Origin of the sequence: Phycobacter azelaicus, from assembly GCF_014884385.1 — a bacterium.
GTDB lineage: Bacteria > Pseudomonadota > Alphaproteobacteria > Rhodobacterales > Rhodobacteraceae > Phycobacter > Phycobacter azelaicus.
Genome location: NZ_WKFH01000003.1, coordinates 2,022,250 through 2,041,585 on the forward strand (window position 1 = coordinate 2,022,250; position 19,336 = coordinate 2,041,585).

General features: G+C 60.6%; 20 protein-coding genes. 8 read left to right on the forward strand and 12 right to left on the reverse strand.

Annotation, left to right across the window (positions count from 1 at the left end; genetic code table 11):
• Positions 1–70 precede the first annotated feature (70 nt).
• Genes INS80_RS10850 through INS80_RS10885 form a run of 8 tightly spaced genes read right to left on the reverse strand, consistent with a single transcriptional unit; the run spans position 71 to position 7,037 of the window.
• Complete coding sequence (locus INS80_RS10850) at positions 71–799, reverse strand: SDR family NAD(P)-dependent oxidoreductase (RefSeq protein ID WP_192965652.1); 729 nt, start codon at positions 797–799, stop codon at positions 71–73.
• A gap of 9 nt (positions 800–808) precedes the next feature.
• Positions 809–1,534 (reverse strand): SDR family NAD(P)-dependent oxidoreductase, encoded by a 726-nt coding sequence (locus tag INS80_RS10855; RefSeq protein ID WP_192965653.1) that lies wholly within the window; start codon positions 1,532–1,534, stop codon positions 809–811.
• 1 nt (position 1,535) lies between these two features.
• Positions 1,536–2,084: a DUF3833 domain-containing protein gene (locus tag INS80_RS10860; RefSeq protein ID WP_192965654.1), complete on the reverse strand. Its 549-nt coding sequence runs from the start codon at positions 2,082–2,084 to the stop codon at positions 1,536–1,538.
• A complete protein-coding gene (locus INS80_RS10865) occupies positions 2,081–3,301 on the reverse strand; it encodes an MFS transporter (RefSeq protein WP_192965655.1) in 1,221 nt (406 codons plus the stop codon). Before INS80_RS10865 ends, INS80_RS10860 begins: the two co-directional genes overlap by 4 nt.
• On the reverse strand, positions 3,301–3,828 hold the full coding sequence (locus INS80_RS10870; protein WP_192965656.1) for a chalcone isomerase family protein: 528 nt from the start codon (positions 3,826–3,828) through the stop codon (positions 3,301–3,303). The genes INS80_RS10865 and INS80_RS10870 overlap by 1 nt, the downstream gene beginning before the upstream one ends.
• Positions 3,821–4,978, reverse strand: coding sequence for an SAM-dependent methyltransferase (locus INS80_RS10875; RefSeq protein WP_192965657.1), 1,158 nt, complete (start codon positions 4,976–4,978; stop codon positions 3,821–3,823). Before INS80_RS10875 ends, INS80_RS10870 begins: the two co-directional genes overlap by 8 nt.
• On the reverse strand, positions 4,978–5,745 hold the full coding sequence (locus INS80_RS10880; protein ID WP_192965658.1) for a DUF1365 domain-containing protein: 768 nt from the start codon (positions 5,743–5,745) through the stop codon (positions 4,978–4,980). Before INS80_RS10880 ends, INS80_RS10875 begins: the two co-directional genes overlap by 1 nt.
• A complete protein-coding gene (locus INS80_RS10885) occupies positions 5,742–7,037 on the reverse strand; it encodes an NAD(P)/FAD-dependent oxidoreductase (RefSeq protein WP_192965659.1) in 1,296 nt (431 codons plus the stop codon). The genes INS80_RS10880 and INS80_RS10885 overlap by 4 nt, the downstream gene beginning before the upstream one ends.
• 190 nt (positions 7,038–7,227) lie before the next feature.
• Here INS80_RS10885 and INS80_RS10890 point away from each other — a divergent pair, with 190 nt between their 5' ends.
• Positions 7,228–7,893: a sigma-70 family RNA polymerase sigma factor gene (locus INS80_RS10890; RefSeq protein WP_192965660.1), complete on the forward strand. Its 666-nt coding sequence runs from the start codon at positions 7,228–7,230 to the stop codon at positions 7,891–7,893.
• Positions 7,890–8,537 (forward strand): ChrR family anti-sigma-E factor, encoded by a 648-nt coding sequence (locus tag INS80_RS10895; RefSeq protein WP_192965661.1) that lies wholly within the window; start codon positions 7,890–7,892, stop codon positions 8,535–8,537. Before INS80_RS10890 ends, INS80_RS10895 begins: the two co-directional genes overlap by 4 nt.
• A 146-nt stretch (positions 8,538–8,683) precedes the next feature.
• Here the strand turns inward: INS80_RS10895 and INS80_RS10900 are convergent, their stop codons facing one another.
• Positions 8,684–9,391: a VPLPA-CTERM sorting domain-containing protein gene (locus INS80_RS10900; protein WP_192965662.1), complete on the reverse strand. Its 708-nt coding sequence runs from the start codon at positions 9,389–9,391 to the stop codon at positions 8,684–8,686.
• 446 nt (positions 9,392–9,837) lie between these two features.
• Here INS80_RS10900 and INS80_RS10905 point away from each other — a divergent pair, with 446 nt between their 5' ends.
• A complete protein-coding gene (locus INS80_RS10905) occupies positions 9,838–11,772 on the forward strand; it encodes a putative bifunctional diguanylate cyclase/phosphodiesterase (RefSeq protein WP_192965663.1) in 1,935 nt (644 codons plus the stop codon).
• A gap of 18 nt (positions 11,773–11,790) precedes the next feature.
• Here INS80_RS10905 and gap read toward each other — a convergent pair whose 3' ends face one another.
• Complete coding sequence (gene gap, locus INS80_RS10910) at positions 11,791–12,819, reverse strand: type I glyceraldehyde-3-phosphate dehydrogenase (RefSeq protein WP_192965664.1); 1,029 nt, start codon at positions 12,817–12,819, stop codon at positions 11,791–11,793.
• Positions 12,820–13,052: 233 nt separating this feature from the next.
• Between gap and INS80_RS10915 the strand changes: the two genes are divergently transcribed.
• Positions 13,053–14,069, forward strand: coding sequence for a LacI family DNA-binding transcriptional regulator (locus INS80_RS10915; protein WP_369411394.1), 1,017 nt, complete (start codon positions 13,053–13,055; stop codon positions 14,067–14,069).
• Positions 14,070–14,075: 6 nt separating this feature from the next.
• Here INS80_RS10915 and INS80_RS10920 read toward each other — a convergent pair whose 3' ends face one another.
• The gene (locus INS80_RS10920) at positions 14,076–14,723 is read right to left on the reverse strand and encodes a TetR/AcrR family transcriptional regulator (protein WP_369411395.1); all 648 of its coding nucleotides are present in this window, start codon (positions 14,721–14,723) and stop codon (positions 14,076–14,078) included.
• Positions 14,724–14,802: 79 nt separating this feature from the next.
• Here INS80_RS10920 and INS80_RS10925 point away from each other — a divergent pair, with 79 nt between their 5' ends.
• Genes INS80_RS10925 through INS80_RS10940 form a run of 4 tightly spaced genes read left to right on the forward strand, consistent with a single transcriptional unit; the run spans position 14,803 to position 18,711 of the window.
• Positions 14,803–16,119, forward strand: a complete 1,317-nt coding sequence (locus INS80_RS10925) for a flavin-containing monooxygenase (protein WP_192965666.1) — start codon at positions 14,803–14,805, stop codon at positions 16,117–16,119.
• Positions 16,116–17,018 carry a bile acid:sodium symporter family protein gene (locus tag INS80_RS10930; protein ID WP_192965667.1) on the forward strand — a complete coding sequence of 301 codons (903 nt, stop codon included), beginning with the start codon at positions 16,116–16,118 and terminating at the stop codon, positions 17,016–17,018. Before INS80_RS10925 ends, INS80_RS10930 begins: the two co-directional genes overlap by 4 nt.
• Positions 17,015–17,950 carry an SDR family oxidoreductase gene (locus INS80_RS10935; protein WP_192965668.1) on the forward strand — a complete coding sequence of 312 codons (936 nt, stop codon included), beginning with the start codon at positions 17,015–17,017 and terminating at the stop codon, positions 17,948–17,950. Before INS80_RS10930 ends, INS80_RS10935 begins: the two co-directional genes overlap by 4 nt.
• Complete coding sequence (locus tag INS80_RS10940; RefSeq protein ID WP_192965669.1) at positions 17,947–18,711, forward strand: SDR family NAD(P)-dependent oxidoreductase; 765 nt, start codon at positions 17,947–17,949, stop codon at positions 18,709–18,711. The genes INS80_RS10935 and INS80_RS10940 overlap by 4 nt, the downstream gene beginning before the upstream one ends.
• Before the next feature lie 14 nt (positions 18,712–18,725).
• On the opposite strand, the gene INS80_RS10945 is transcribed toward INS80_RS10940, so the two are convergent.
• On the reverse strand, positions 18,726–19,196 hold the full coding sequence (locus INS80_RS10945; RefSeq protein ID WP_192965670.1) for an Lrp/AsnC family transcriptional regulator: 471 nt from the start codon (positions 19,194–19,196) through the stop codon (positions 18,726–18,728).
• Positions 19,197–19,336: the final 140 nt, after the last annotated feature.

Consider the following 19,336-nt stretch of genomic DNA (forward strand, 5'->3'; position numbering starts at 1 on the left):
GTTCCTCCCAAGGCACCCCTACTGTCGCACCGCTTCGGAGGCCAGGGCAAGGGGGGAGTGACTGCAAGGTTCAGGCAGGGATCATCTTACCGGCCCAGTCGAAAATCTTGCCGCTGTGCTGGGGTTCAAGGTTTTGAATGACCCCTGCAAGGCAGGAGGCCGCATAATCAGGGGTGAACAGTTTGCCTTCCGGCACGCCACGGCTAAACGGGCGGGAGAGCCCGGTGTCCACAGTGCCCGGATGCAGCCCCGCGCAGACGAGGTTGGGGTGGGTGCGGGCCATCTCGATGGCGTAGTTGCGCAATAGCATGTTGAGCGCGGTCTTAGAGGCCCGATAGGCATGCCAGCCGCCAAGGCCATTGTCGGATATCGAGCCCACCCGCGCCGACAGCGCCGCAAAGACCGCGCGCTGATCGCGCGGCATACGTGGTAGCAGATGTTTCGCGACGAGGGCGGGGCCGAAGGTGTTGACGGCAAAGACACGCTCAAAGGCTGGCAGGTTTTGCTGTTTGAGCGATTTCTCCGGCGTCAGGCCTGCAGAGTCCGACAGGATGCCGGTCGCGACAATCACCAGGTCCGGCGCATGGGTGGATTTTGCAAAATTGGACAGGGTGTCTTCATCGGTGATATCGGCGGCCTGCGCGACAACGCGGCCGCCCGCGTCATAAGCGCCGCTGCGGCTGACGGCGTGGACCGTTTTTACCCCCGGCAGGGCCGCATAATGGCGAACCAACGCGGAGCCGATACCGCCGCTGGCGCCAAAGATAACCACCTCTTTCGGGGAATGCTCTGCGGACATGGGCAGCCTTTACATCAGTTTGAGAAACAGACGCCGCGGCAAAAGGCGGCCGATGGTGAAGACCCAGGAAAAGGGCGCCGGGAAGGAGGTTGAAAACCGACCACCGCGCATTGCGCTCAAACAGCGTTGGGCGGCGTCCTGTGGCTCCAGGATTTGCGGCATCTTGAACTGGTTCTTGTCGGTTAGGCGGGTGCGGATGAAACCGGGGTTTATGACCTGTACTTGCACGCCGGTGCCGCGCAGATCTGCCTGCAGGTTCTCGCCCAGATGCATCAATGCCGCCTTGGACGCGCCATAGCCAATGGCGCCGGGCAAGCCGGTGAACCCAGCCAGAGACCCGATCAGAACGATATGGCCGCGATCACGCTTGGAGAACTCCGGCACGATACGCCCAAGCACCCGTATTGCGCCCATGAAGTTGACTTCGCACATGGTTTCAACCGCGTCCGGCCGCCACTCCTGCGCGGTGAGCGGGTCATAGGCGCCGGCGCAATAGATGATGCCATCGATGGAGCCGAGCGCTTGGGTCGCATCCGCCACACTGGCAGCATCTGTGACATCCAGGGGCAGGGATTTGGCGTCGCTGAGTCGCGCGGCCAGCACATCGAGCCGCGTTGCGTTGCGTGCCGACAGGATAAGGCGCGCGCCGGCCTCATCCAGGGCTTCGGCCATGGCGCGGCCCAGCCCCTCGCTGGCACCGACAATCCACCATGTCTGGCCTTTGAACGCGGACATCTTATCCCTCCGCCGGGCGCATGGTCGCGATCAACTCGACAACCTTTATGCCGAACTTGCGCATTTCGGAACGGTTGAGAATGGTGCCATTCTCCATCAGGTACATCCAGTCGGTCACGTCCAGCACATGGCCGCCTGCGTCTTCGGGCAGGCGGATGCGATAGTTGAGCTCGACCATCGCGCCCATCTGACGGCCCTTGCCGGTGCCGATGATGTCATCAGCGGTGGCGGTAAAATGGCCGTTCTCGCCCATTTTGAGGTACCATTTGCGCGCTTGGGTGGTCCCGTTGGCGTAATTGAAATCTTCGCTCAGGGTGCCGGTGGCCCCATCCCAGGTGCCCCTCATCTGCGCCACAAAGCGGGACACGACGCGACCGCGCGGACCATAGATCATGCCTTCGGAGATGAGATTTCCTGAGAGGCGTTCCTGAATGTCAAAGGCCGGACTGGTATCCGCGTAATGTTCCAGCCGCTGGGAGCGAAAACCGAAACCGGGCCGCCAGAGGGCCAGGATCAGAACGGCAACAAGGATGATAAGGGCAAGTTTCATGAGACAGAGACCTCGCGCGGCAAACGCACCACCAGTGCGATCGCCAGTAGCTTGATGAGACAGGGAAGAACGGCATAGGCGAGCGTGAGCGCCTCAAGCGCTGCAGCGCTGTTCTGCTCGCCCGGAGTGAAGCCGCTCAGCTCAAGCGCAGGAAGCAGGATCAGCGCAGCGGCGGCCAGGGCCAGCTTGGCGGCAAAGCTCCAGAGACCAAAGGCCTGCCCCGCCTGTATTCCGGCCCGCGCCAAGGCAGAGGAGAACAGCACCGGCAGGATGACCATGTCCGCGCCAAGGGCTGCGCCCGATCCGATGCAGATCAGGGCAAAGGCCAGAGCGGCGCCTTCGGGCAGGATCGCGGCAGAGATGAAGGACATGATCGCCAACGCCATAGCCGGGATCAGCACTTGTCGCGCGCCGTATTTGGCGCTGACGCGGGTCCAGAAGGGCACCGAAATCCCTGCGGCCAGAAAGAACAGGATCAGAAAGGGACCGGCCAGGTCCGGAAGGCCCAGTTTTTCTTCGACGAAGAACAGGAACAGTGTCGAGGTCATTGCCACGGGCAGGCTGTTGATCAGAGCCAGAACCAACAGGCGTGTGCCGCCAGCACCATGGAGGGCGGTCAGGGACAAGGGAGTTTCGGCGCGGGCAGGCAGGCGCCACAGCGGGCGCGTCAGCATCCAGACCGCAAGGCAAACCACCGCCAGAGCCATGCCAAAAGCACCGTAACCTTGCCCAGACGCGCCAAGGGCCATTAAAACGGTGGGGGCCAGCGCAGCCAGGATGATGCCGGTCAAGGTGCCGCCCTCGCGCCAGCCGGCCATTCGGATCAGCGCCTCTTGCGATCCGGCCAGCGAAAGGCTTTGGCCGTAAAACAGGATGGTGCCAAGGCTGTAGGCACTGAACAACAAGACCAAAGCCGCCACCAGCCAGATCAGCGTATTTGAGCCGGGCAAAAGCGTGTAAAGCAAGAGAAACCCCGCAGCCATGCCAATGCAGGACAGGGCCGCAAAGGCGCTGCGCGCCCTCGGATAGCGGTCGATCAGCCAGCCAAGGGCTGGATCCTGCACGAAATCAAGGATCCGGATCCCTGCCAGAACAGCGGCCAGTGTCGCAAGGCTCAGGCCCAGCTCAGCCGTGGCATAGCGGGGTAGATGGATGTAAAGCGGCAGCCCGGCCGCAGCCAGCATGAGCGCAAACAGACTGATCCGGGCGGCATGCATCACTCACCCCGCAGTTCTGCCGACAGTCGCGCGCAGCGGCTGTTTTCGGACAGCCAGATGCCAAGAAACCGTTTGCGCACGCCAGCATGGCGAATGTTGCAGGTGCGTTCCCCGTTCAGATAAAGCGCCATGCTGTCCGGTGTCACAGAAACAGCGGTGAAGACATCGCCCTTTCCCACGTTGCGAAAACAGGTGCCGAGCTTGCCGATCAGCGTATCAAGATCCGCTTTCGCGCCTTCAATACGCTCGATTTCGGAGCGGGTTGATTCCGTCAGGTCTTCGCGGTCGATGCTGCGGAAGTATTCGATTTCAAGCGCCAGCGGCCGACTCCAATCGAAGCTGTTGGCGCCATCGGTGTGCAGGCGGGCGCGGTAAACGGCGATGCCAAGCCAGCGAAGTGTTGCAGTACCCAGTTCGACCGGCTGCATCAGGCCATATGTCCTGAGGTTGGCCGAGGCTGCGGCGGGCCCAAGCAGCGTCGCGGCGGTGGCGATTGCGATCAGGGATGTAAAGATCTTGCTACGCATGGCTCAGCTCCACCTGCACCACATCTGTCTGACCCGCCGCAAAAGAGCCGGCGCAGATTTCAAGGTAGTAGCGCCAGTTGCGCAAGAATGCCTGATCGTAACCAAGTTCGAGGATCTTGGGCGCGCGTTCGGTCAGGCGTTCGGCCCACATCCGGCAGGTGCGGGCATAATCCTGCCCAAACGCAAAGGAGTTGGTGACCTTTAGGCCGGCTTGCCGCGCCTGATGCGAGATCACCGCATCGGACAAAAGCATACCGCCTGGGAAGGTGTACTGGCGGATATAGTCCGAGGAGTTGCGGTAGATGTCGAAATAGCTGTCCTGAACGGTGATCGCCTGAACCACGGCCTTGCCGCCCTCGGCCAGGCGCGATTTCACTGTCGAGAAGTAGCTGGGCCAATAGCGTTCGCCCACCGCTTCGATCATCTCGATCGAGACGATATTGTCGAAAGTGCCTTGCGATTTGCGATAATCGCACAACTCGATCGCGGCGCGCCCGTCAAGGCGGGCATCTGCGTACCCGTGCTGGCTGGGCGAGATGGTGAGGCCAGTTACATGACGACCACTGTCAGCGGCGCGTTCGGCAAAGCCGCCCCAGCCGCAGCCGATCTCCAGAATGCGCTCTCCTTGCGAAAGGCGGCTCAAGGCGCGGTCGTATTTGCGGTTCTGAGCGCGTTCCAGGTCATTGTCCCCGGGGGCAAATAGCGCCGAAGAATAGGTCATGCTGCTATCCAGCCACAGCTGGTAGAACTCGTTGCCCACATCGTAATGCGCCTTGATGTTGCGGGCCGAACCGCGGATCGAATTGGCGCGAAGAATGCGGTCAACGGCGCGGAACTTTAGTCCGCTCCAGAAGCTCGGATAGGCAAAATCGCCAAAGTAGTCGAGGTTCAGCAAGGCGACATGGATCAGCGTCTCGATGCTGGAGGTTTCCCACAGACCTTCGATGTAGGTTTCCCCCATACCGATGTCGCCACGTGCTGCCATTGCTGTTACGGCAGCCCAGTCGAAAATTACCATCTCGGCCTCTGGCGCGCCCTTTCCGAAATCATGCACTTCGCCCTCGGGGGTCGTAAGGCGTAAACTGCCTTTTCGGATGCGAGCGCAACTGTCGAGAAAGTCGCGTTTTACGCGGTTTGTAATGAAAAGCATCAGCTGACCTCCTGTTTCGGGGGCAGGGGGCGCTCGCGATAGGGCGCCCCCTTGAGTTTGAGTTTCAGTGCCTGCCAGTAGATCAGCGCGATGGTCCGAAAGGCGCCAAAGGGTCGGCGCAGGCTGGCCCGCAGGATCGATACATTGCTCAGCGGCTGGCGCCGCCCGAACAGGGTCGCAATCACGCCGTCCTGACCGTCTTTCAGCGCGATGCGAATAGCAATCCGGTCCGGGCGGATGTCGAAATGGAACCGGTACTCTCCGGCGATCTTTTGAAAAGGGGAGACGTGAAAGATCTTTTGCGCGGTGATCTCGTCCCCGGCCCGGATCGCATCAAATCCGTCCCGGTGGCACAGGTAGCTGTGGCGGTCTCCGAACGTGTTGGAGACCTCTGCAATCACCGCACGCAGGTCCTCCCCCTCCATCGCCAGCCAGAAACTGACAGGGTTGAAATTGTACCACAGGAAGCTGGGTTGCGTCAGCAGGAGGATCTGCAGCCCTTCAAGGTCCAGACCTGCGGTCTCAAAAACCTCGCGCGCCCAGGGCAAGCCACGTCCCGCGCCGATGGGGCCGCCATGGTTGCGGTCATTGACCGATGCAAGGTTCAGACCGTTGCGGGAAAACAGCCTCGGCGTGGCCTCGCACAAAGGGTCGATGAGCACATAGTCCACACCATAACGAAAGGCATTGCGGATGCTGCCGCGCCTTGCGTGGGTGGTGTGGCCCGCAATGTGATCGGGCCAGGGATGCGCAGAGGTCAGGCTCATGCGGCGATCCGAGCGGTGGTCTTTGCCTCGATCGCGCGGGCAACGCGTACGGCGCTGGCAAAACCATCTTCGTGGAAGCCGTGGCGCAGGTAGGCACCGGCAAACCATGTGTTGTTGTCGCCCTGGATTTTCTGAATTTCTTTCTGAGCGCGCATCGCGGCACGGTCAAAGACCGGGTGACGGAAGGTGTTGACGTCATAGATCATCTCTTCGCGCACCGGGCTGACCGGGTTGAGAGAGATGAATAGCGGATCGTCTTCAGGAATGTTCTGCAAGCGGTTCATCCAGTAGGTGACGCCGATTGCCGGGCGGGTGTCGCGTGCCTCGGCCTTGTAGACCCAGGAGGACCAGCAGGCGCGGCGTTTCGGCATCTGACCGGCATCGCGGTGCAGGATCACCTCGTTGTCTTGATAGCGCATATCCCCGAGTAGCACTTCTTCCTTGGCGGTCGGGTTAGCCAGCAGGCGCAGGGAGTCATCGGAGTGGCAGGCCATGATGACTTGATCGAACTCCTGCGCTTCGCCTTGCGGCAGGCGGATGGTAACACCGCCGGGGTGCCGCTCTACCGACTGGACCGGAGTGCCGGGGCGCAGGGTGCATCCGGTGGCGCGCAGATGCGCTTCGAGCCTGCGCACATATTCGATGCTGCCACCCTTCACCGTCCACCACTGGTGCTGGCCGGTGGCGCTGAGCAGTGCGTGATTGCGGAAGAACTGGACCAGCGCCTTGGCAGGAAAGCCGCGAATTTCCTCCATCGGAGTGGACCAGATCGCACCGCAGATGGGCATCAGGTAGTAGCGCTGAAACCAGTCGCCAAGACGCAGGTCTTCCATCAACTGCCCGATCGTCACGTCGTCGCTCTGGGCGGCCTCGACCGCGCGGGCGTTGAAGCGCAGGATGTCGCGCACCATACCATAAAAGGCCGGTCTCAGTGCGTTTGAGGGCTGGCCAAAGAGTGTTGAAAGCGTCTTCAGGCCATATTCCACGGCCCCGTCGTCGATGCTGGCGCCAAAGGTCATGTCGCTTTTGACGATGGGCACCTCCAGATCGCGGAACATTGCCGTCAGATGCGGGTAGTTCACGAAATTGAAGACAATGAACCCGGTGTCCACGGGCTGATCCCCGCGAAGCCCCGCCGTCACGGTGCGCGCATGGCCACCGAGGCGCGGCGCGGCCTCGAACAGGGTCACGTCGTGGCCGGGCGAAAGGCGGTAAGCCGCAGCCAGACCAGAAATGCCGCCGCCGACGATGGCGATGCGCTGGCGGGGAAGAGGTGGGGCATCAAAGGACATGTGATCTCCGTTTCTTTTCAACGGTTACGCAGGCTGCAGGAAAGCGGATCAAAACTTTGTTCATTCAGCCCCGGCCGCGGACTCCGGTTGGACCGACAGTGATGACAAGGTGACGGGACTGCTCGCTGTGCCCCATGAAAAAAATTTGCGGAAAAATGATCCGTCAAAGGATGCACCGCGTAGTGGGGTTATGTTGGAAGTAGACGTCGAGCCCGCACTTGAAGTGCCTGCGTCACCCGTTAGGGTGAGTGAGGACACCTCGCGCTTGCGGGAAAGGAAAGACGTGGACAAGACAAAACCGTCCGAGCAGACACCGTCCGAGCAAACACTGTGGATGCTGGCTGTACGGGACAAACGGGACCGCGTGGCCTTTGGGCAGCTGTTCGATCACTTTGCGCCCCGCCTGAAGGGCGTGATCTGCCGCTCGGGGATACCTCCGGGGCAGGCCGAGGACATCGTGCAGGACGTGATGTTGACCGTCTGGCGCAAGGCGCATCTGTTTGACCCCCAGCGGGCCCAGGTGTCGTCATGGATCTACCAGATCGCGCGAAATCGCCAGATCGATGTGATCCGAAAGGAGCGGCGGCCCGTACCGGAAGAGTTGAAGCAACCCGAAGAGGTGCAGGAAGACGCAAGCCAGATCGTGGCGCTTGAGCAGGAGACCACACGCCTGAGAGAGGCACTGGCACGGCTCAAACCCGCACAGCGCGAAATGGTTGAGAAGGCCTACCTCGGCGAGCTGACCCACTCTGATATCCGCGCCGAGACGGGTTTGCCGCTTGGCACGATTAAATCCCGCATCCGGCTGGGGCTGGAACGGTTGCGGCACGAATTGAAGGGAACTGAGACGACATGAGCGGGATTACCCATCATATCCCAGACGAGTTGCTGATTGCCTATGCGGCAGGCAACCTGGACCAGGCGTTTTCGCTTGTGCTGGCGACGCATATCTCGATGTGTGACGAGTGCCGCGCCCGTCTTGGCGCGCACGAGGCCGTTGGCGGTGCAATGCTGGAAGAATTTGCGGCCTCTGACCAGTCGATCTCGGTGTCGTCCGACATGAAGGCGCGCCTGATGGATGCGCTGGATGACCCGTTCGAGTCGCCACCAACCTATGAGCGCTCGGGCATTTTCCCGGCTCCGGTGATGGAGGCACTGGGTGGCCTTCCTCCCAAGTGGAAACCGCTCGGCATGGGGGTGCGCCAGTCGATCCTGTCCCATGGCAAGAACGGCAGCGTGCGGCTTCTTTACATTCCTGGCGGGCAGGCGGTGCCTGATCACGGCCACAACGGTCTGGAACTTACTCTCGTATTGCAAGGGGCCTTCAGCGATGAAACCGGCCGGTTCGGCGTCGGGGACATGGAGATCGCAAACAGCGATCTGGAGCATACGCCGATTGCCGATGAAGGTCCGGCCTGTATCTGCCTTGCGGCGACGGATGCTGCCTTGCGGTTCCGCTCCTTCATACCGCGCCTGTTGCAGCCGGTGTTCCGTATCTGACCGAAGGGGCTGCCTCTGCAACGGCGTGGGGCCGGATGCGGTACAGGCACAAAGCCAAAAAAGGAAGCCGTGCGATTTGAAGGGTCTTCAAACCGCACGGCTTCGTTGTTTCACTTAGCTGAAAGCATGTGCACCGTTTGATCTGATCAAACGGCCTTGGCCGCGCGGCTGTTGCGGCGCTTCAGGCTGGCTGCGCCAAGCAGACCGGTCAGCAACAGGACGCCACCGGCGGGCAGCGGCACTGGGCTCGGCCCCGTGTAGGTTGCCATTTCGGAGGAACTCATGACGCCGCTGTAGACTTCGAGGAAGTCCAGCGTGCCCGACGTGGCTTCCCTTTTTCCGGTAGCGGTGTCGTCCTCGACCATTGTAAAGGCGCTGAGCGTGCCCAGCCCACCGCTGACCGAGAAGGCCTGGCTGCCGTTGACGTAACCCGTCGTGGTCGCGCCGTCGTAGGTCACGCCGATGACTGTGTCCACGTTTGCCAATATCGTCCCGCCAGTGGCGGAGGTCGGACTATAGTATCTCAAAGCCCCGTTCAGGTTGTAGAGGCCAGAGTCCGAAGACAGGCCGGAGACATCAATAAGCTTGCGGTAGCCTGAAATGACGTCGAGCTCGACCCCGAAGAGGATCGAGTAGGTCAGCAGGCTGGACCCCATCGATACACCAAGCCCCTGGTTGGCGGCAAAGTTGTATCGCCCGCCCGACACGGACCCGGATCCGGATGCGGATGCACCGCCCTGCGAATCCGTGAAACCGGAGTCAAATGTGAACTGGCTGACTAGGGTCGCAGCATTGATGTGTGTGGCGGGAAGCAGGGACAGGCAGAGCGCTGTTGCGAGTTGCAAAGCTCTCATTATGGTTCTCCTTTGTCTAAAAATCAAAATTTTGGGCTTTATGCGCGTTAACCTGCGTTAACCTTACCGCTGCGTCCTCTGATATGTCGATGGTTGCTTCTGCCGCATGTCCGTAACGGACTTGGAGACCGAGGTGTTTATTTCGGAAGAACAGGCGTTTGCGCAGCCTTTTTGAAAGGTGATTTTGTGTGGCAGGTGGTTTTTGGTGGGCATGCGGACGGGATATCTGCCGACTTTGTTGACCAAGAACAGCCAAGTCGGCCGACTCAGCGGATAAGCGGAGGTCAAAAAGACGCGACAGGACCGTCTGCCAAATTCGCATTTTCGACAAACTCGGCCCGCTTAACGCCTCGATCCATAGCCCCTGCAACTGCGGATTTTGGTTTGTTCAACAGATTTTAAGACCAAAGGCGCAATCATGACGTGTCCATTTTGGGGGTGGGTTCATGTTGTTTAGACTCTTGGGGTTTCTGGCCTTGGCGCTGCTCACGCTGGCAGTTGGCATAGGGTATGCGACCCACACCAGCGTCCACGAGACGATTAGCCGAATGTCGGTGGACAAGGCTATGCATCACGCACGGCACATGTCGTCCCAGATCCGCGACATCGAAGACCTGCTAGAAAACCCGGTGCCGGCTCCGGATCAGATCCGCGCGATACGTAATCTTCGCCAGTTTGTCGATGTGTTCCGCTTCAAGCTGTTCGACGCCCAAGGGCGGCTTGTGCTGGTTTCGGATCAGTCGATGCTTGACGATCCTCTGCAGCAGCCGGCGTCTGAACCGGATCCCGAGGCGCTGAAGGTCATTGCCTCGCATGTACCCTTTGCCACGGTGCATGACGGGTCCGAAAAGCCGGACCGGCCCGAGCTTTACGCCGAGGCCTACGTGCCGCTTCTGAATGCGGATGGAGAGATCTTCGGAGTCGCAGAGATCTACTTGGACCAGACCGATACGCACGTTTACTTCCATGATAGCTTCAGCCACTTTGCGATATTTCTGACGGCGGTCTGCGCCGTTTTGTTCTCGGTGCCCTATATCGCCTATCTGCTGCAAAAAAAGCGCACCGAGACCTCGCAGCATGAGGTGGAGTACCTGGCCAGATACGATGCCCTGACCGGCCTGATGAATCGGCGCGAGTTCATCGACCGCGCGAATGTTCTGCTGACGGAAGGGAAGCTGGCGGCAATCTGCTACCTTGATGCGGACAAGTTCAAGGCCATCAACGATCTCCATGGACATGCGGTTGGCGATGCCTTCCTCGTTCACATCGCGGGCATTCTGCGCAGCTGCACGCATCACAGCGATCTTCTTGCGCGCTTTGGCGGCGACGAATTCGTCATCGGTTTCAAGCATATGGGCCAAGACGAGACTGAGCATGACAGTATTATCGGGCGGGTCCGCAGCATCATCCATGACGCTGCCGAAGCCTTCCAGCACGAAGAGGCCGTGATCGAGGCGTCGGTGAGTGCGGGCATTGCCTTTGTTGCGCGGGACCGGGATCTCAGCGCGGCCCTGTCGGACGCTGATGCCGCGCTTTACCATTCGAAATCGAACGGACGGAACACGTTTTCCGTCTATGGTGAGCAGATGGGCGAGGACTACCGCCAGCGTATGGCTATGCATGCCCGTCTGCGTCAGACGACGAAAGACAAGAATTTCAAGATTCTGTACCAATGTCTGGTGGATGCGCATTCCGAGCAGGTGGTCGGTTATGAGGCCCTTTTGCGGATGCATGACGAGGACGGATCGGAGATTTCGCCTTCCGTCTTTATCCCGATTGCCGAAGAACTGGGCCTGATCGGAGAGATCGGCGCCTGGGTGATCCGCTCCGCCACGCAGGAGATCGCCGCGCGAGACGATCACAGCACCATTTCGGTCAACCTTTCGGCGGCGCAGCTTTGGGATGGTGAATTGCCTGAAATCGTCCGCTCCGCGCTTGAGGAGTCCGGGCTGGCCCCGCACCGGCTGGAACTGGAGATTACGGAATCCCTCCTGCTCGATGATGATCCGGCAGTGGCCTATCAGATCGATACGCTGAAAGAGATGGGCGTATCGCTTGCCATGGATGATTTCGGTACAGGCTTTTCCAGTCTGGGGTATCTGTGGCGCTTCGGCTTTGACCGGCTCAAGGTGGACCGTTCTTTCGTGGCCGGGCTGGAGAGAGATCCGGAACGCTCACGACAGGTCATCGAGACGATCCTGATGCTGGGTAACCGTCTGAACATGCAGGTGACAGCAGAGGGGATCGAGACGCAGACCCAGTCCAAGATCCTGTCGGACCTCGGCTGCGATATTCTGCAGGGATATCTTTATGGTCGTCCGGCCCCGCTTGATACACCAAATACAGAAGGCGCGGACGATAGTGCTCACCGCGCGTTCTGACGCTCCGGGGAAGGGGCTTTAGCTGGCCAACGGGATGTCCTGCGACCGCAGCAGGCGGCCCATGTGGCGGCCCGTGTCGAGCATCCGGTTCGAGAAACCCCATTCGTTGTCGTACCAGCTGACCACCCGGACCAGCCCCTCCGCCGTGACGGCTGTCTGGGCGGCTGCAAAGCACGATGAATGCGGATCGTGGTTGAAATCCACCGAGACCATTGGGTCCTCTTCATAGGCCAGTATGCCTACCAGATCGGATGAGGCCGCCGCTTTGATCGCAGCATTCACGCTCTTGACCGTGGTGGGGCGTTCGGGCACGAAACTCAGATCAACGACAGAGACATTGGGTGTCGGCACCCGGATGGCAGAGCCCTCAAGCCGCCCTTTCAGATGTGGGAGGACCTCGGCAATGGCGCGGGCAGCGCCAGTGGAGGTCGGAATCATCGACAAGGCCGCCGCACGGGCGCGATAGGGATCCTTGTGGGGGCTGTCATGGGTCGGCTGATCCCCGGTGTAGGCATGGATCGTTGTCATGTAGCCGGTCTTTATCCCGAATGCGCGGTCCAGAACTTGAGCTACGGGCGCCAGGCAGTTGGTCGTGCAGGAGGCATTGGAGACGATCAGGTCTTCGGCAGTCAGGTCCATATGGTTGACGCCGTAGACGACGGTGCGGTCCACGTCCGTGCCCGGCGCCGAGATCAGAACGCGTTTTGCGCCATTCTCAAGATGCGCCGCGGCCGCATCGCGTTTTGTGAACAGGCCGGTGCATTCATAGGCGATGTCCACATCGCCCCAAGGCAGATCGGCGGGCTTGCGCTCGCTACTTAGCCGGATTGTGTGGCGACCGACCCGCAAGGAGCCGTCAGACAGAGCCACAGGGCTGCGCAGGCGGCCATGGACGGAATCATATTTCAGAAGGTGCACCAGAGTTTCTGCCGGGGCCAGATCGTTGATGGCAACAACGTCGATGTCTGTGTCCCCCCGTTCCAAAAGCGCCCGCAGTACGCCGCGACCGATCCGGCCAAATCCATTGATTGCGATTTTGAGGGTCATGGCTTCTGCCTCCGTCTGCTGAAGATTACAAGATGCCTAGGCGGTATCGATAGCGGTATCGCTAACATCTTGTGTTCAGCGCATCGTTATCGATAACGAAATCGAAAATCAAGTCTCTTGGAGGAAGCGTCGACATGGCGTTGCACTGCCTCTTGCGGTGGCGGGCAAAGTGCTGGACGATGCGCCATGAAAGCCAAGCGCAGAATTCTGAACCATCGGACCGGGACAAAGCCGTGACAAAACCTGAGACCAAGAAACTGCTCTTGAAGGATGTCGCGCGCCTTGCCGGTGTCAGCGAGATGACCGCTTCGCGGGCATTGCGGGGCACGGCGGATGTCTCAAAGGCGACGCGTGCCCGCGTGGAAGAAATCGCTCGCGCCCACGGCTACGTGCCAAATCGCATCGCCGGATCGCTGTCGTCACAATCGGTCAATCTGGTGGCCGTGGTGGTTCCGTCGCTCAACAGTTTTGTCTTCCCCGAAGTGCTTTCGGGCATATCCTCGGTCCTCAAAGAAACGCCTTTGAAGCCTGTGGTCGGGGTGTCGAGCTATGAGCTGGAAGAGGAAGAGGAGGTCATCCGCGAAATGCTCAGCTGGCGTCCTTCCGGTCTGATCGTGGCGGGGCTGGAGCATAGCGAGGCGACGCGCCGGATGATGGCGCAGGCCGATTGCCCGGTGGTGGAAGTTATGGATGTGGATGGAACCCCGGTGGGGCATTGCGTGGGCATCTCGCACCTGCAGGCGGGCCGCGATATGGCGGCGCAGATCCTGGCGCGCGGCTACCGGCGGGTCGGCTTTATCGGCACCAAGATGCCGCAGGATTTTCGTGCCAGAAAACGTTTTGACGGCTTTGTTGAAGGGCTGGCAGACCAGGGCGTTACGCTCTTGGACCGCGAACACTATGCCGGGGAAAGCTCGATCCAGACCGGGCGACAGCTGACCGCGCAAATGCTGGGGCGCAGCCCCGACCTTGATTGCATCTACTATTCCTCTGACGTCATGAGTTTGGGTGGCTTGATGCATTGTCAGGCAGCGGGGCTCTCGGTGCCGGGGGATGTGGCGCTGGCTGGTTTCAACAATCTTCAGATCCTTCAGGGCCTGCCGCTGGAACTGGCAACTACCGATGCTTGCCGCCGCGAAATCGGAGAGCGGGCCGCAATGATTGTCCTGCAGGCGCGCAAGGCCAAGCAGCCACTGGCGCCCGTATGCACGCGGCTCAGTCCGCTGATCAGTCTTGGCCAATCGCTCTAGACACGATTACTCCGTTTTCGGCGTCAGGATCGCCTCCATCCCGGCGGTGCAGAAATCAATGAGCTGATCCACCTGTGCTTCTGCGGCTCCGGGGCTGAGCGCCTCGATTCGCCAGCCGGTATTGAGAAAGGCGAGCATGGCGGCCACCGAATAGACCTGACCCGTTGCAGCGGCCTGCCGCTCTGCGTCGGGGTGGAGGGTCATGATCTCCTCGATAAAGCGGTTGGCGGTTGGGTCGAAACACTGGGCGGCCAGCGCACGCCAGCGCGGGTCGGCAGAGACATGCGCAACAAGGCGCCCGTAATGCTGCCATTGCGCCCCGCCGGTTTGGGCCAGCGTCACATAGGCCCGCATGAAGACATCCAGAAGACCGCGCAAGGAGACTTCGCCCGACTGTTTCAGCGCCTCAAGCCGCTCAAGACGCAGCGAAGCCAGCTCATCGGCGCGTCGGGTGACGGTCTGGTGAAAAAGCTCCTCCTTGCCGCCGCCATGATGATGCACCAGGCCCACCTGCACGTCGGCCAGCTTTGCGATATCGCGCAGGGAGGCGCCTTCGAATCCCCGCTCCGCAAAAAGCTGTTCGGCGGCATCCAGGATGCGCGCCTTGGTTTGCAACGACCGGGCCGATGGCGCTCTTTTGCGTTGTTTTTCCACGAAAAACTCCCTTTGACGAAAAGATCTTGCCTTATTTTGAACAGTTGTTCAACCTAAAGCCGGAGGACAGGGAGGACTTATGACGGAAACGCGCGGGCGCTATGCCCTTATCGGCGCTGGGCCGATGGGGCTGGCCATGGCCAAGGTATTGGTCGAACAAGGCATTCCCTTTCAGGGGTTTGAACTGCATTCGGATGTGGGCGGTTTGTGGGATATCGATGGGCCAAAGTCCACGATGTACGAAAGCGCGCATTTGATCTCATCCAAGCGGATGACGGAATTTGCCGATTTTCCCATGAAGGACGAGGTGGCCGAATACCCCTCGCACCGGGATCTGAAGGCGTATTTCCACGACTTTGCAGATCATTTCGGACTGCGCCAGCACTACCAGTTCAATGCCGAGGTGCTGAAGACCGAGCCTCTGGGTGACCCAGGCGAGGGTTGGCGCGTAACCTGGCGCGACCCTGAGGGCGAGCATAGCGAGGAGTTCGCGGGCGTGCTGATCGCCAATGGCACGCTGTCGGAGCCAAATATGCCCACCTTTCCGGGCGAATTCGCGGGCGAGCTGATCCACTCCAGCCAGTACCGCAAGGCTGAACAGTTCGGCGGAAAGCGCGTGCTGGTGGTGGGCGCGGGCAACTCCGGTTGTGACATTGCGGTGGATGCCATTCATCACGGCGTCTCCTGCGATCTCTCCATGCGGCGCGGCTATTACTTCGTGCCCAAATACGTCTTTGGCAAACCGGCGGATACCATGGGCGGGCTGATCCAGCTGCCCATGTGGCTCAAGCGGCGCATCGACGGGATGATCCTGAAATGGTTCGTGGGCGATCCGCAGAAGTACGGGTTTCCAAAGCCCGACTACCAGCTTTACGAAAGCCACCCGGTGGTGAATTCGCTGGTGCTCTATCATGCGGGGCACGGCGATCTGAAGATCCGACCAGATATCGACCGGATCGAAGGCAAGACCGTGAAGTTTGTCGATGGCAGCCAAGCCGACTATGACATGATCCTCGCCGCCACGGGCTATAAGCTGCATTACCCCTTCATTGACCAGGCGCTCTTGAACTGGCAGGGCGATGCGCCGCATCTGTACCTCAATGCGATGCACCCGGGCCGTGACGACCTGTTCGTTTTGGGCATGGTAGAGGCCAGCGGCCTTGGCTGGCAGGGCCGGCACGAGCAGGCCGAGATGGTCGCCCGCTATATCAAGGGTCTGCAAACCGGCAATGCCGAGGCCAGAGCGTTGAGAGATGAAAAGGCCGCAGGGTTCGAGCGTGCTACCGGCGGCATGGCCTATCTGAAGCTCGCTCGGATGGCCTATTACGTGGACAAGGCGACCTATCGCAAAGCAGTGACTGCTTGGATCAAGCGCCTATCCGGGGCAGGCGCATGAGCGGGATAGACGAGATCACGCTGAATTTCAGCCCCGCCTCGCTGACGCTGTTGAACGCTATCCTTGCGGTGGTGATGTTCTCGATCGCCATTGACCTGAAGCCCGCCGATTTCCACCGCTTGCGCCGGGCGCCAAAGCCGCTGATCGTGGGGCTTCTGTCTCAGTTCGTGGTCCTGCCGGTTCTTACCTTCGCGATGGTCTGGCTGACGGCGCCCCACCCTTCGATTGCGCTGGGGCTTATCCTTGTGGCGGCCTGTCCGGGGGGGAATATCTCCAATTTCATCACCCACCGCGCAGGTGGGAATTCCGCCCTGTCGGTGTCGATGACGGGCTTTGCCACGGTGGGGGCGATCCTGCTGACGCCCATCAACATCGGGCTTTGGGGCGGGCTTTATCCGCCCACGCGCGCGATCTTGCAGCAGACCGAAATCGACCCGCTGCAGATTGCCATCACCGTTGGGCTGATGCTGGTGCTGCCGCTCGTGCTGGGGGTACAGCTCAACATGCGCAGACCCGGTTGGACCGACCGTATCCGGCGGCCATTGCAATGGCTTTCGATGGGCATTTTCATTGCCTTCATCGTGCTGGCTCTGGCCGCCAACTGGGCGTTTTTCCTGCAATTTGCGGGCGCGGTCGCGGGCCTTGTGGTCTTGCACAACGCGCTTGCGTTGGGTGGCGGCTGGGGCTCTGCGACGCTGGCAGGCCTTTCGCCCTATGACCGGCGCGCGGTAACGATTGAAACAGGCATTCAGAACTCGGGCCTTGGCCTTGTCCTGATCTTTGCCTTCTTCGGCGGGCTAGGCGGCATGGCGGTGGCGGCGGCATTCTGGGGGATCTGGCATGCCATATCTGGCCTTGCCTTGGCGGCGCTGATGTCCCGGACGGAGGCTGCAAGATGAGAAAGACGATCTTGATCACAGGCGCGGCCGGCATGGTGGGCCGCGCCCTGCTGCAAGAATTGCAGGGTTGCCGCATCATCGCCTCGGACCTTGCCACGCCCGCAGACCTGCCCGAAGGGGCAGAGTTCCGGCGCATGGATGTCACCACGGAGGATCCCGCCTGCGTGATTGGCCAGGAAAAGCCCGATGTCATCGTGCATCTGGCCTCCATCGCGACCCCGCCCAAGGGCAGTGGACGGGATTTGGCCTATGCGGTGGATGTCGAAGGTACGCGCAAGGTGCTGGAGGCAGCGGTTGCACATGGTGTGGGACGTATTGTCGTCACCTCTTCCGGCGCGGCCTATGGCTATCACGCGGATAACCCGGTGCCATTGCGCGAAACCGACAGCCTGCGCGGTAACCGGGAGTTTGCCTATTCCGATCACAAGCGGCAGGTCGAGGAGATGCTTGCCGAATATCGAAACACGGCACCCCAGCTGGAGCAGGTGGTGCTGCGCGTCGGCACAGTGCTGGGGGAGGGCACCGAGAATCAGATCACCGCGCTGTTCCATCGGTCGCGCCTCTTGGCGGTGGCGGGAAGCGAAAGCCCTTTCGTCTTCATCTGGACGCGTGATCTGGCGCGGATCCTGGCGCGGGCAGCCACGGATGGCCCCACTGGAGTATTCAACGTGGCCGGTGACGGCGCCATGGGAGTGACAGATCTGGCGCGGGTGCTGAACAAACCCGTGCTGCGTCTGCCGCCCTGGATATTGAAGGCGGTGCTTGCCTTGGCCAAACCGTTTGGCCTCACGCAATACGGTCCCGAACAGGTGCGGTTTTTGCAGTATAGACCGGTGTTGGACAACAGTGCCCTAAAAACCGACTTTGGCTACACGCCCAAGCTAACAAGCGCCGAAGTCTTTGACCTTTGGAGGCGTCAGGCGGGACTATGAAGACAGCGATCATTTCCGGCGGCGCAGGGGGGCTGGGCCGCGCTCTTTCCGCCGCCCTGCAAGAGCGGCACTGGCGCGTTATTCTGCTGGATCTCGATGTGTCGGCGCTCGAAAGGACCGAGACCCAGATCCCGATCCGATGCGATCTGACCGACGGTGAGCAGTTGCGCGACGCCGTACAACATATTCTGCTGCAGTATCCTGTGATCGATCTGGTGATCTACAACGCCGGTATCACCCAGATCGGGGGCTTTGACACAATTGACGAGGCCAGCCACCGCCGAGTGTTCGAGATCAACTATTTTGCAGCGGTCGCCATGGCGAGCCAGCTACTGACGGCGGTGCGCCGCGCCGCAGGTACCCATATCGCAATCTCATCGGTGGCGGGGTTTACGCCCCTCTATCATCGCACGTCCTATGCGGCGTCGAAACACGCGCTTGAGGGGTTCTTCAAATCGCTGCGCTCCGAAGAAGGGCCACATGGCGTTGATGTTCTGATCGCCGCTCCTTCCTTCGTGGCAACGAATATAGGCAACGATCAGCGCCAAAGCGACGGCACCGCGCGCCCTGGTTCGGCCACTGACGGTGTGGATTACATGACCCCCGAAGCGGCGGCGGCAGAGATCCTGCGCGGGTATGAGGGGCGCAAGCCGATGATACCGGTGGGGCGCGTGGCCCATCTGGCCTGGTGGATCAACAGCCTCGCGCCGCGGCTGTACCAGCACCTGATGGAGCGCAAGATCGGCGGGCACACACACTAAGGGCGGGGGCGATTTCAGGTCGCCCCGTCTTCCAGGACTGGCAACGAGAAACCAGCCTTGACCCGGTTCATCACCACCGAGGTGCGAAACCGCGCGATATTCTCCTCGTCAAAGAAATGCGCCCGTGTGAAAGCTTCGAAATCGGCCATGTCACGGGCGGTCAGTATGACGATGAAATCGGCGTTGCCCGTCACATAGTAGCATTGCATGACCTCGGGCGCCTCGCTCATGCGGCGGCGGAAGCGGTCGATGTCGCTGGGTCGCTCGCTTTGAAGTGATACCTCGACAATCAGCATCAGGCCGCGACCCAGCTTCTCCGGGTTGAGCACGGCGATATCCGCATCGACATATCCTTGTGAACGCAGTCGTGCCAGGCGTTTGCGGCAGGCATCCGGTGAAAGGCTGACCTGTTTTGACAGTGCTTCTGCGGTCAGGCGGTTGTTGGTCTGAATGGCATTCAGGATCAACCTGTCGAATGTGTCCAAGCGGGTGTCCTCTTACCTGTGTGACTGTTGGCCCGGTGGGCCGCGCGTGTTCGCTTGATGGCGGCCTAATTTCCGACGTTCTTCAGGATAAAGCAGAGCTGTGATCCGTTTTCAAAGCGCATTTTGCCTAAACCGTCTGA